Below are 11279 nucleotides of genomic sequence, written 5' to 3'. Positions count from 1 at the left end.
GCATGAGCCAGCGCCCCGAGGCCCTCTGGCCGCTCTTTGCCGAGCTCAAGACGCTGGACGGCGTCGGTCCCAAGACCGCGCAGGCGATGGAGGGGCTGGAGGTTGTCGCGCCGCGCGACCTGCTGCTGACGCTGCCGCATTCGGTGATCGACCGCCGCCCGCGGCCTTCGGTGCAGGGGGCCGACCTTCCCGGCACGGTGACGGTCGAGGTGCAGGTGCTGCGTCACATGCCGCCCGCGGTGAAGGGGCGGCCCTACCGCATCCAGGTCGAGGACGCCGAGACGACGTTTCAGCTGGTGTTCTTCCACGGTCGCGCCGACTACCTGACCCGCGTGCTGCCCGAGGGATCGCGGCGACTGGTCTCTGGCAAGGTCGAGTTTTTCGACGGCTTGGCGCAGATGGTCCACCCCGACCACATGCTGCCGCCCGAGGAGGCGCACATGCTGCCGCTCTTCGAACCGGTCTACCCGCTGACAGCCGGGGTCACGCAGAAACTCATGGCCCGCGCCGTGGCCGGGGCGCTCAGCCGCGCGCCCGAGCTGGCGGAATGGATCGACGGGCCGTTGAAGGACCGTGAGGGCTGGCCCGATTGGCACGCCGCGCTCGAGGCGGCCCATGCCCCCGACGGTATGTCTGCGCTCAGCCCCAGCGCGCCGGCCCGCGCCCGGCTTGCCTATGACGAGCTGCTGGCGCATCAGCTGACCCTGGGCCTCGCGCGGATCAACCGCCGCAAGGGCAAGGGGTATCCCACCATGGGCGACGGGCGCCTGCGCCGCCGCGTGCTCTCGGCGCTGCCCTACCGGCCCACCGGCGCGCAGCTGAGGGCGATGGACGAGATCGCCGAGGACATGGCCGCCGAGACCCGGATGAACCGTCTGCTGCAGGGCGACGTGGGGGCGGGCAAGACGCTGGTCGCTTTCATGGCGCTGCTCGTCGCGGTGGAATCCGGGGGGCAGGGCGTGATGATGGCGCCGACCGAGATTCTTGCACGCCAGCACCTTGAGGGGCTGCAGCCACTGGCCGAGAGCGCCGGGGTGGTGGTGGAAATCCTTACCGGCCGCGACAAGGGCGCCGAACGCAAGGCCAAGCTCGCGGCGCTGGCGGAGGGGAATATCCACATCCTCGTCGGCACCCACGCGGTGTTTCAGGATGATGTAGTGTTCAAGGCGCTGCGCCTTGCCATCGTCGACGAGCAGCACCGCTTCGGCGTGCGCCAGCGGCTCGAGCTGGGCCGCAAGGGGCAGGGCGCCGACGTGCTGGTGATGACGGCCACTCCGATCCCGCGCAGCCTCGCGCTGGCGCAATACGGCGACATGGACGTCTCGGTGCTCGACGAAAAGCCGCCGGGGCGCAAGCCGGTGCAGACCGCGCTGGTTTCGACCGAGCGCATGGGCGAGGTCTTGGAGCATCTGCGCAAGGCCGTTGCCGAGGGGCGGCAGGCCTATTGGGTCTGCCCGCTGGTCGAAGAGAGCGAGGTCTCGGACCTCACCGCCGCCGAGGAACGCTTCAAGCGCTTGCGCGCTGAGCTTGGCGAGGGGGTGGTGGGGCTGGTGCACGGCCAGATGCCGCCCGCCGAGAAGGACGCCGCCATGGCGCGCTTCGTCGCCGGCGAGACAAAGGTGCTGGTCGCCACCACGGTGATCGAGGTCGGGGTGAACGTGCCCAATGCTTCGATCATGGTGATCGAGCGGGCCGAGATCTTCGGGCTGGCGCAGCTGCACCAGCTGCGCGGGAGGGTCGGGCGCGGCGAGGCGGCCTCCACCTGCCTGCTGATGTACCAGCCGCCGCTCGGCGAGAGCGGCTCGAAGCGGCTCACGACGCTGCGCGAGACCGAGGACGGCTTCCGCATCTCCGAGGTCGACCTGCAGATGCGCGGCGCGGGGGACCTCATCGGCACCGCGCAATCGGGCCTGCCACGTTTCAAGGTGGCGGACCTCGAAAGCCAGGCCTCGCTGATGGCGATGGCGCAGAGCGATGCCCGGCGGCTGCTGGCCGAGGATCCGGAGCTGCAGAGCGACCGGGGCAAGGCGGCGCGCATGCTGCTCTGGCTGATGCGGCAGGACGAGGCGATCAAGCTGATCAGCGTCGGGTAATCGATGCGTCAACCGTGTAACTCTCTGTAAATTAGAGAAAATATAAAAGACCCGGCGCGCAGCGGCACGCGCCGGGTCTTTGTGTTCCTGCCTTATGTTCTCAGGTGTTCGCAAATGTTCTTAAAAAGTTCTTTACTCGACTCGCATCACGTGAGAACAAAAGGGCAACAAGAGAACACGCACAGCACGCACACAGGGAACGCCAAGATGATTGAGACCATCCGCACCACCATGAGCCGCGCCGACAACAGCTCGCTGGTCACCGACATGATCGGGGCCGTCTCGCTGATCGTGATCCTTGTCGGGGCGCTGCATTTGCCACTTCTCTGAGCCTTCGAATTTCTGCCTGCGGTCTTGCTCCGGGTGCCGCCGCATCACTGTCCCGATGCGCTGCATTGTTTCCCCAACTCCGGGTCGCCTGATCCCCGGATACGCAAAGCGGCTCTTCCGGAGTCCACAAGACACGCCACTGCCGCCGCCTCCCATCCCCGGAGTGCGGCGGTTTTTTTGTCGGGTGTTCTGATCTCTGGGCTCGACCGGGGCCGGGGTGCCGTCAGGCGCGGCGCGCCGCGACGATTTCCTCGGCGGCTTCGGTCGCCGCCTCCAGCGCCAGCATGATCGAGGCGTGGCGGTTCTTGTAGGCCGCCGCCGGGCGCAGCACCTCGAGCCCGTCGAAGGGGGCAGGCGGGGTCGGCCCGTCCTCCTTGAGCATGGCGCGCAGCGCATCGCGCGCCTGTGCCAATTGCTCGGGGGTGCAGCCGATGATCGCCTCGCCGACGACCGAGGCCGCCGCCTGGCCAAGCGCGCAGGCCTTCACGTCCTGGCCGAAGTCGCTGACCCGCCCGTCCTGCAGCGCGAGATCGACGGTCACCGTCGAGCCGCAGAGCGGCGAGCGCTTCTTCACCGTCGCATCGGGATGCTCCAGCCGCTCGGTCCGGGGAATATCCGCCGCCAGCGCAAGAATGCGCGAGGAGTAGAGCTTGATCAGGTCGGTTTCGGCAGAGGTGGTGGCGGACATGGGTTTCCCTTTCGGCTCGCCCCCCATAGATAGGGTGCGCGCCCGGCACCTGCAAAAGGGAATTTCACCATGAGCTTCGATCCCGCCACCTTGGTCTATGACGCAAACGGCCTGATCCCCTGCATCGCGCAGGAGGAGGCGACGGGCGAGGTGCTGATGATGGCCTGGATGAACGCCGAGTCGGTGGCCCGCACGCTCGAGACCGGCCGTGTCACCTACTGGTCGCGCTCGCGTCAGAGCTTTTGGGTGAAGGGTGAAAGCTCGGGCCACGTGCAGGAACTGGTCGAGCTGCGCGTCGACTGTGACCGTGACTGCCTGCTGGCCCTCGTGCGCCAAACCGGCCCGGCCTGCCACACCAACCGCCGCAGCTGCTTCTACACCGCGCTGCGCGATGGCGAGGAAGTCGAAATCCTGCAGCCCATGGCGGGCTGACGCCGCCGTACGGCGCCGTCTTCTCTCTTCCAATATGCCGGGTTGAGGCGTGCGGCGCCGAGGGGCGGAACCCCTTATCTCTGGATGCCGACTATCCGCCTTATGTCCTCGGGGCTGGCCCCTTCTGCGCGGTAAGTCACGATGGCCCGCGCGTCGTCGCGCTTGGCGAGCCGCTTGCCTTCCTCGTCGCGGATCAACTCATGGTGGTGGTAGACCGGCGTCGCCAGCCCCAAGACGCGCTGCAGCACCACATGGATCGCCGTCGCCTCGAAAAGATCGCGCCCCCGCACCACGTGGGTGATCGCCTGCGCCGCATCGTCCAAAACCACCGATAGGTGGTACGAGCCGGGGAAGTCGCGGCGTGACAGAACCACGTCGCCCACTTGGCGGAGCAGTTGATCGTGGGAGAGCGCGATGCGCCCGGTGTCGCCGTCCGGACCCGCGCCGCTTTCTTCAAAGCACAGCTCCGGCCCGGCCTCGTCCAGCGCCCGCGCCATGTCGAGGCGCAGCGCGGCGCCGCGCGGTCGCGGCGTCGCGCCGTAGCCGGGGGCGAGCAGGTGCCGGCAGGTGCCGGGATAGACCAGCCCGTCGGGGCCATAGGCGGGCTCGGTGCCTTCCTGCGGCGCCGAGGCGGCGGCCTGGATATCGCGGCGGGTGCAGTGGCAGGGGTAGATCAGCTCTCGGGCCCAGAGCGCGTCGAGCGCCGCCTCATAGGCGGGCAGCCGGTCCGACTGGCGCATCGGCGTCTCGTCCCATTTGAGGCCGAGCCAGCGCAGATCGTCGTAGATCTGCGCCTCCCAATGGGCGCGCGAGCGGGTGCTGTCGATGTCCTCGATGCGCAACAGGAACGCGCCGCCCGCCGCCCGTGCCATGCCCTCGGCCAGCAGCGCTGAATAGGCATGGCCCAGGTGCAGCGGGCCGGTGGGCGAAGGGGCAAAGCGCGTGCGCACCTCAGTCCTCGCGGCGATAGGCTTTCTCGATCCGCCGGGTGCGCCGCTCCTCGCCGGACTGGTAGATCAGCACCCAGGCCAGAAGGATGAACATCGGATGGGTGAGCCCGCCCGAGAAGATGATCGCCGGCACCCAGATCACGAAGACCACGATGCCAAGGATCGGCCTGCCGGTCAGCAGGATCGAGAGCGGCGGCAGCAGCAGGGCGAGGACGTAGTTCACGCGGGCACCTCCTGTGCGGCGAGCCACTCCTGCCAGACGGTCTTGGCGCGGTCGGTGTAGCCCTTGTAGCGGTCCTTGCGACCGCGGCGGCCGCCGCGCAGCCCTTCGAGCGGGCGGAAGAGGCCGAAGTTCACGTTCATCGGCTGGAAGGTCTTGGCCTCGGCGCCGCCGGTGATGTGGTGGATGAGCGCGCCATGGGCAGTGTCCTGCGGCACCTGCGGCAGCTCATGCCCGAGGATCTCCGCCGCCGCCATCCGGCCCGCCAGCAGACCCATCGAGGCGCTCTCGACATAGCCCTCGACGCCGGTGATCTGCCCCGCAAAGCGCAGGTTGGGCCGCGAGCGCAGGCGCATCTGCGCATCGAGCAGGGTGGGCGAGTTGAGGAAGGTGTTGCGGTGGATGCCGCCGAGGCGTGCGAAGCTGGCGTTCTGCAGCCCCGGGATGCGGCGGAAGACCTCGGTCTGCGCGCCGTATTTCATCTTCGTCTGGAAGCCCACGATGTTGTAGAGCGTGCCGAGCGCGTTGTCGCGGCGCAGCTGCACCACGGCGTAGGCCTTTTCCTCGGGCTTGTGCGGGTTGGTCAGGCCGATCGGCTTCATCGGCCCGTGGCGCAGCGTCTCGCGGCCACGCTCGGCCATCACCTCGATCGGCAGGCAGCCGTCGAAATAGCCCGCTGTCTCGCCCTCGTGGAACTCGGTCTTCTCGGCGGCCAGCAGCGCGTCGATGAAACCCTCGTACTGCTCCTTGGTCATCGGGCAGTTGATGTAGGCCTTCTGCTCTTCCTCGGTCTCGCCCTTGTCGTAGCGGCTCTGCAGCCAGGCCGTGTCCATGTCGATCGTGTCGAAATAGACGATGGGGGCGATAGCGTCGAAGAAGGCCAGCGCCTCGGCGCCGGTCTCGGCTTGCAGCGCCTTGCCGAGCGTGCCCGAGGTCAGCGGACCGGTGGCAAAGATCCAATGCCCGTCCGAGGGCAACTCGCAAATCTCCTCGGCGCTCACCGACACGTTCGGCAGCGCGAGGAGCTTGGCGGTCACTGCCTCGGAGAAGGGATCGCGGTCAACCGCCAGCGCGCCGCCCGCGGGCAGCCGGTGTTCGCCCGCCGTCTGCATGATCAGCGAGCCCGCCTGCCGCATCTCCCAATGCAGGAGACCAACGGCATTCTGCTCGTGATCGTCCGAGCGGAAGGAGTTCGAGCAGACCATCTCGGCGAGGTTGCCGGTGCGATGGGCGAAGGTTTCCACCTTGGGCCGCATCTCGTGGATCACCACGTCGACACCCAGCCGCGCCGCCTGCCAGGCAGCCTCGGACCCGGCCATGCCGCCGCCCACGATATGAAGAGTTTTGTCCATGTCGGGCAGATAGGCGATCCGTGCGCCGGTGTTAAGGGGGCGCGGGGCTGGAGCGGTCGAAAAGCGGGCGGCTGACCCGCTTGCCCATGGCGGAGTCCTGCAGGAGCCTTGTTCCGAGACATCAGCCACGGAGCTGGCAACTTCTTCTCTTTTCAAACAGGCAAATCCCGCCGTTGCCCGCGGCGCGGCGCCGGATCAGTCGGCGGCGGGTGCAGGCAGCGCCTTGACGTAGGTGGCGACGGCGAGGCGGTCCTCGGGCGAAAGCTGCGCGAAATTGGCGATCACCTCGACCATGTGGCCACCAGCGCTGTCATACTCGGGGGTGAAGCCGGTCTCGAGGTAATAGGCCACATCCTCGGCGCTCCAGCTCAGCTTGTCCGGGGTGAGGGCGGGGATGCTGCCATTGCCGCCCTGTGCAGGGGCGCCGGCGAGCCACGCGGTCCGCTCGAGCCCGCCGAAGCCGTCGCGCGGGGTATGGCATTCGCCGCAATGGGCCAGCGCCTCGACCAGGTAGCGGCCGCGGCGCATCTCGCCAGGTTCCGCGCCGGGCACGATCCAGGCGGGGTCGAGGTAGACCTGCTTCCAAAGGCCGAGGCCGCGCCGCAGGTTGAAGGGAAAGCTGACCTCATGCGGCTGGCTCGGCGTGCTGGCGGCGGGCAGGGTGCGCAGGTAGCTCCAGAGGTCCACCACGTCCTGCGGCTCCATGCGGATGTAGGAGGTATAGGGGAAGGCGGGGTAATAATGCCGGCCCTCGGGCGAAACGCCACGCAGCAGGGCATTGGCAAAGTCGTGCAGGCTCCAGGCGCCGATGCCGTCCTGCGGGTCGGGCGAGATATTGGGAGCAATGAACGTGCCGAAGTCGGAGGGAAACCGTTGCCCGCCGGCCAGCACCAGCTTGTCCTCGCTTTCCGGGGCATGGTGGCAGGAGGCGCAGCCCGCGGCGGTGAAGACCGCCTGGCCGCGGACGGGATCGCCCCCCGTGTCATCGGCGAATTCACCTGCAGGCAGCGGATCCGGGGCGCTGATCATCCACAGCGCCCCGGCAGCGAACAGCGCCACCAGGGCCAGGAAGCCGAGCAGGCGGCGCATGGGTTACTCGGGTGCCCGATAGGTGTCGTGGCAGGCCTTGCAGGCGCCGCCAAGCTGGCCGACCGCCGGACCAAGTGCCTCCTGCCCGGTGGCCGCGACCTGCTGCAGGCTGGCGGCGGCCTGGCCGAGACCGGACCACTTCTCGGCAAAGCCGTCCCAATCGTCCCAGATCTCGGCTTTGGCGCGGGTGCCGTCGATGTCCATTTCCGAAGTGCCCTCTGGGAAGAGCGGCGCCTCGTTGATCATCGAGACGGCGACGATCGTGTCGGCGGCGCCCTGCGCGGCCTCGGCGTCATAGGGGGCCTTGCCACGGGCCATGTCGCCGAGAATGCCGAGGTTGATGGCAAGGATGTTGAACTGGCCCTGCCGTGCCTTGACCGGTGCGGGCAGGTCTTGCGCGAAGGCGGCAGTGCCAAGAGCGGCGACGGCGGTGGCCATCGCGAAACTGGTTGCGGTGAACTTCATAAGAAACTCCCTTTCCTCCCGAAATCGGGGTTTTCGAAAACCGTATCCCGGGGCGGAGGGTACCCGAGGTCGGATTTCGATCAAGAGGGCTATTGGTACGGGTTTGCGGACCGCCGCCGTGCGCCCCCTGGCAGGGATCCTCAAGAATACGTAATTTTGATCAGTGAATTACGAGGTAAACGTGAGGCGATGGATCACGCTGCCCAACGCGGGGCATCACGGAAAATCTCACGCAGCCTGACGGAGATGGGAAGGGCCTCTCGCGCGTCGTAGACCCCTGTGCCCGGTCCTGCGGACGCGCATCCCTTGTCGCGAGCGCCAGCATTTTCGGCTGCGGATGGCGCAAGCTCCACGCCATCCGCCTCGCAGGTGCGCGGCTCAGCCGGCCGCGGCGTCCTCCGGGAAGCGCACCTTGCCGATGAATGGCAGGTTCCTGTTGCGCTGCGCGAAGTCGATACCGTAACCCACGACAAACTCGTCCGGAATTTCGAATCCGATCCAGTCTGCCTTGAGCGGGACTTCGCGCCGCACGGGCTTGTCGAGCAGCGCGATGGTACGCAGCTTACGCGGCTTGCGGCTCTCCAGCAGGTGGATGACGTGGCTGAGGGTGAAGCCGGTGTCGACGATGTCTTCCACCAGCAGCACGTCGCGGCCCTCGATCGGCGAGCGCAGGTCCTTGAGGATGCGCACCTCGCGGCTCGATTCCATGCCGTCGCCGTAGGAGGAGGCCTCGAGGAAATCCACTTCCACCGCGAGGTCGAGTTCGCGCACCAGATCGGCGATGAAGACGAAGCTGCCGCGCAGCAGGCCCACCACCACCAGCTTCTCGGTGTCGGCGAATTCTTGCTCGATCGCGTGCGCGAGGTCCTCGATCCGGGCGGCGATCGCCTTGGCCGAAATCATCTGGTCTACCACATATGGCTTTTCTGCCATGGTTCTCCCCTTGAAAATCCGCGCGCAGCATAGGAAATGTCCCGGCATTGTCACGCGATAAAGGGGCGACATGCCGACCCACTCCGAGACGAAGCGCCTGCCGTACACGGCGCAGCAGATGTATGACCTCGTGGCGGATGTCGCGAATTACCCGAAGTTCCTGCCGTGGACGGCAGCGGCGCGGATTCGTTCGCGCGACGACATGGGCGATCACGAGGTGATGCTGGCCGACCTGGTGATCAGCTTCAAGGTGTTCCGCGAGCGCTTCGGCAGCCGCGTGACGCTCTGGCCCGAAGAGAAGAAGATCGACACCGAGTATCTCGACGGCCCGTTCAAGCACATGATCTCGAAATGGCACTTCGAAGATGCGCCCGAGGGCGGCGTCGACGTGCATTTCTTCGTGGATTTCGAGTTCAAGAACCGCCTGCTGCAGAGCGCGGCGGGGATGTTCTTCTACGAGGCGATGCAGCGCATCGTGCGCGCCTTCGAGCGGCGGGCGGCAGAGCTCTACGGCTGAGCCGCCGGGCCTCGAGGCGCGTTTCAGCCCAGGGCGTCGCGCAGCAGCGTGAGCGCGTGGCGGGTTGCCGCCGTGCGGACCTCTGCGCGGCCGAGCGCGCCGAATTCCACGGTTTCGGTCCGCGTGCCACCGACCGTGGCAAGGCCGAAGCAGACGCGGCCCTCGGGCTTGTGCTCGGAACCGCCTGGCCCGGCGATGCCCGAGACCGACACCGCCAGATCGGCCCCGGCGCGCGCCCGCGCCCCCTCGGCCATCTCGGCGGCGACCTCTTCCGAGACCGCCCCATGCGCCTCCAGCGTGGCGGGGCGCACGCCCAGCAGGTCGACCTTTGCGGCGTTGGAGTAGGTGACCACGCCGCGCTCGAAGATGGTCGACGAGCCGGCGATGTCGGTGATCGCGGCGGCGACCATGCCCCCGGTGCAGCTCTCGGCGGTGGTGACGGTGACGCCCGCCGCCATGGCGCGGGTCAGGATGTCTTGCGCAAGCTCTTCAGTCATCTCGTGCCTCACATCAGGAAGCCATGCGCGATCCCGGCGAGCACGATGCTCACCAGCGCCGCGAAGACACCCGCGATGACGTCGTCGAGCATCACGCCCATCGCGTCGCCGCGGCGGTCGGCCCAGCCCACCAGCCAGGGCTTCCAGATGTCGAAGAGCCGGAACAGCACGAAGCCCGAGACCCAGCCCGGCCAGAGCCGCCAGACGTCTACGCCCATCATCATGGCGCCGTAGCCGACTGGGAAGAGCGCGATCCACATGCCCACCACCTCGTCGATGACGATCCATGACGGATCCTCGTCTTCGCCGCTCGCGGTCAGGGCCTTGGTGGCGATATAGCCCAGCACGAAGGCGACGATGCTGGCGGCCAGCAGCAGCCAGAAACCGCCCAGCACCAGCAGCAGGTAGGCGGCGGGCAGGGCAGCCAGAGAGCCCCAGGTGCCCGGCGCGGGGCGCAGCAGCCCCACGTAGAAGAAGGTCGCGATCAGTCTCATGGCTTCACCAGCGTTGCGGTTGCGATGGCGGCGATGCCCTCTTCGCGGCCGGTGAAGCCGAGCCGTTCCGAGGTGGTCGCCTTGACCGAGACGCGGTCGCTCGCCAGCCCCATGATCCGGCCCAGCTCGGCCATCATCGCCTCGGCATGGGGGCCGATCTTGGGCTGCTCGCAGACCAGCGTCACGTCGACATTGGAGATGGTGTAGCCCTTCGAGGTGGCAAGCTCGACCGCGTGGCGCAGGAAGATCTCCGAGGCGGCGCCCTTCCACTGTGGATCGCTCGGCGGGAAGTGGCGGCCGATGTCGCCTTCCGCCAGCGCGCCGTAGAGCGCGTCGGTGACGGCGTGCATGCCGACGTCGGCGTCGGAATGGCCTTGGAGGGCGCGTCCGTGCGGCACCTTCACGCCGCAGAGCACCACGTGGTCTCCGGGGCCGAAACGGTGCACGTCGTAGCCATTGCCGAGGCGGATATCCATGGCGGTCTCCTGCATGGGGTTGGTCAGGTAGCTGGCGGCCCGTTCGAAATCCTCGGGGCCGGTGATCTTGAGATTGCGCTCGTCGCCGGGAACGATGGTGACGGCAAGCCCCGCGGCGCGGGCGACCTCGACGTCATCGGCGGCGCCGCCGGGGTGGGCGGCATGGGCGGCGCGGATGTCTGCGTAGCGGAAGCCCTGCGGCGTCTGCGCGCGGTAGAGGCCGGTGCGGTCCTGCGTGCCGGTCACCTGTGCCTCGGCTCCGGTCCAAAGCGCATCGGTCACCGCCAGCGCGGGCGCGGCGCCGGGGGCGGCGTCGAGCGCGGCGATCACCGCCTCGATGGTGCGGCGCGTGACGCAGGGCCGGGCGACATCGTGGATCAGCACCTTGGCGGGCGGAGCGCCAGCCAGAGCGTCGAGCCCGGCGCGGACCGAGCCGGCGCGGTCAGCGGCGCCGGTCACCAGCGTCACCGGCAGGCCCTCGGCCACCGACTCGGCGATGGCGCGATCCTCGGGGTGAATCACCAGCACGATGGGGCAGTGCGGGGCGAAGGCTTCGAGCGTCCAGCGCGCCACAGGCCGCGCCGCGATGTCGCGCCATTGTTTCGGGAGCCCGCCACCCGCGCGGGTGCCGCGCCCCGCGGCGACGATGATGGCGGCTGTTTCCGCGGCTGTTTCCATGGTGTTGACCTCCGGCGCCCCTCTCTAGGCGCTGCCGCGGGGCGGTGCAATCACCGGGGGCATTG

General features: G+C 68.1%; 14 protein-coding genes. 4 read left to right on the top strand and 10 right to left on the bottom strand.

All coding sequences use genetic code 11. From position 1 onward, the window contains the following. The first annotated feature begins 2 nt into the window (after positions 1-2). The gene (gene recG, locus G0Q01_RS01320) at positions 3-2093 is read left to right on the top strand and encodes an ATP-dependent DNA helicase RecG (RefSeq protein ID WP_164196919.1); all 2091 of its coding nucleotides are present in this window, start codon (positions 3-5) and stop codon (positions 2091-2093) included. 207 nt (positions 2094-2300) lie between these two features. Beyond that, on the top strand, positions 2301-2423 hold the full coding sequence (locus G0Q01_RS27015) for a hypothetical protein (protein WP_255455521.1): 123 nt from the start codon (positions 2301-2303) through the stop codon (positions 2421-2423). 223 nt (positions 2424-2646) lie between these two features. Here the strand turns inward: G0Q01_RS27015 and G0Q01_RS01315 are convergent, their stop codons facing one another. Beyond that, the gene (locus tag G0Q01_RS01315; protein ID WP_164196920.1) at positions 2647-3111 is read right to left on the bottom strand and encodes an iron-sulfur cluster assembly scaffold protein; all 465 of its coding nucleotides are present in this window, start codon (positions 3109-3111) and stop codon (positions 2647-2649) included. A gap of 69 nt (positions 3112-3180) precedes the next feature. Here G0Q01_RS01315 and hisI point away from each other — a divergent pair, with 69 nt between their 5' ends. After that, on the top strand, positions 3181-3543 hold the full coding sequence (gene hisI / locus G0Q01_RS01310) for a phosphoribosyl-AMP cyclohydrolase (RefSeq protein WP_164196921.1): 363 nt from the start codon (positions 3181-3183) through the stop codon (positions 3541-3543). Between the two features lie 74 nt (positions 3544-3617). On the opposite strand, the gene gluQRS is transcribed toward hisI, so the two are convergent. The 6 genes from gluQRS to hpt form a co-directional block, all read right to left on the bottom strand. Further along, complete coding sequence (gene gluQRS, locus G0Q01_RS01305; RefSeq protein WP_164196922.1) at positions 3618-4493, bottom strand: tRNA glutamyl-Q(34) synthetase GluQRS; 876 nt, start codon at positions 4491-4493, stop codon at positions 3618-3620. A 1-nt stretch (position 4494) separates the two neighbouring features. Next, on the bottom strand, positions 4495-4716 hold the full coding sequence (locus G0Q01_RS01300; RefSeq protein WP_092420792.1) for a hypothetical protein: 222 nt from the start codon (positions 4714-4716) through the stop codon (positions 4495-4497). After that, on the bottom strand, positions 4713-6065 hold the full coding sequence (trmFO, locus tag G0Q01_RS01295; RefSeq protein WP_164196923.1) for a methylenetetrahydrofolate--tRNA-(uracil(54)-C(5))-methyltransferase (FADH(2)-oxidizing) TrmFO: 1353 nt from the start codon (positions 6063-6065) through the stop codon (positions 4713-4715). The genes G0Q01_RS01300 and trmFO overlap by 4 nt, the downstream gene beginning before the upstream one ends. 195 nt (positions 6066-6260) lie before the next feature. Next, entirely contained in the window at positions 6261-7154 is an 894-nt protein-coding gene (locus G0Q01_RS01290; protein WP_164196924.1) for a cytochrome c, read from the bottom strand. Positions 7155-7157: 3 nt separating this feature from the next. Further along, positions 7158-7619 (bottom strand): cytochrome c, encoded by a 462-nt coding sequence (locus tag G0Q01_RS01285; protein ID WP_164196925.1) that lies wholly within the window; start codon positions 7617-7619, stop codon positions 7158-7160. A gap of 378 nt (positions 7620-7997) precedes the next feature. Further along, a complete protein-coding gene (gene hpt / locus G0Q01_RS01280) occupies positions 7998-8552 on the bottom strand; it encodes a hypoxanthine phosphoribosyltransferase (protein ID WP_164196926.1) in 555 nt (184 codons plus the stop codon). A gap of 70 nt (positions 8553-8622) precedes the next feature. Here hpt and G0Q01_RS01275 point away from each other — a divergent pair, with 70 nt between their 5' ends. Further along, complete coding sequence (locus tag G0Q01_RS01275) at positions 8623-9069, top strand: type II toxin-antitoxin system RatA family toxin (RefSeq protein ID WP_108965815.1); 447 nt, start codon at positions 8623-8625, stop codon at positions 9067-9069. A 23-nt stretch (positions 9070-9092) separates the two neighbouring features. Here the strand turns inward: G0Q01_RS01275 and G0Q01_RS01270 are convergent, their stop codons facing one another. Genes G0Q01_RS01270 through G0Q01_RS01260 form a run of 3 tightly spaced genes read right to left on the bottom strand, consistent with a single transcriptional unit; the run spans position 9093 to position 11214 of the window. Next, positions 9093-9566, bottom strand: a complete 474-nt coding sequence (locus tag G0Q01_RS01270; protein ID WP_164196927.1) for a CinA family protein — start codon at positions 9564-9566, stop codon at positions 9093-9095. An 8-nt stretch (positions 9567-9574) separates the two neighbouring features. Next, positions 9575-10060 (bottom strand): phosphatidylglycerophosphatase A, encoded by a 486-nt coding sequence (locus tag G0Q01_RS01265; RefSeq protein WP_164196928.1) that lies wholly within the window; start codon positions 10058-10060, stop codon positions 9575-9577. Further along, entirely contained in the window at positions 10057-11214 is a 1158-nt protein-coding gene (locus tag G0Q01_RS01260; RefSeq protein ID WP_164196929.1) for a bifunctional 2-C-methyl-D-erythritol 4-phosphate cytidylyltransferase/2-C-methyl-D-erythritol 2,4-cyclodiphosphate synthase, read from the bottom strand. The genes G0Q01_RS01265 and G0Q01_RS01260 overlap by 4 nt, the downstream gene beginning before the upstream one ends. Positions 11215-11279: the final 65 nt, after the last annotated feature.

Source organism: Salipiger sp. PrR007 (genome assembly GCF_010499845.1).
Taxonomy (GTDB): domain Bacteria; phylum Pseudomonadota; class Alphaproteobacteria; order Rhodobacterales; family Rhodobacteraceae; genus Salipiger; species Salipiger pacificus_A.
This window is presented reverse-complemented; position numbering and strand designations above follow the sequence as displayed.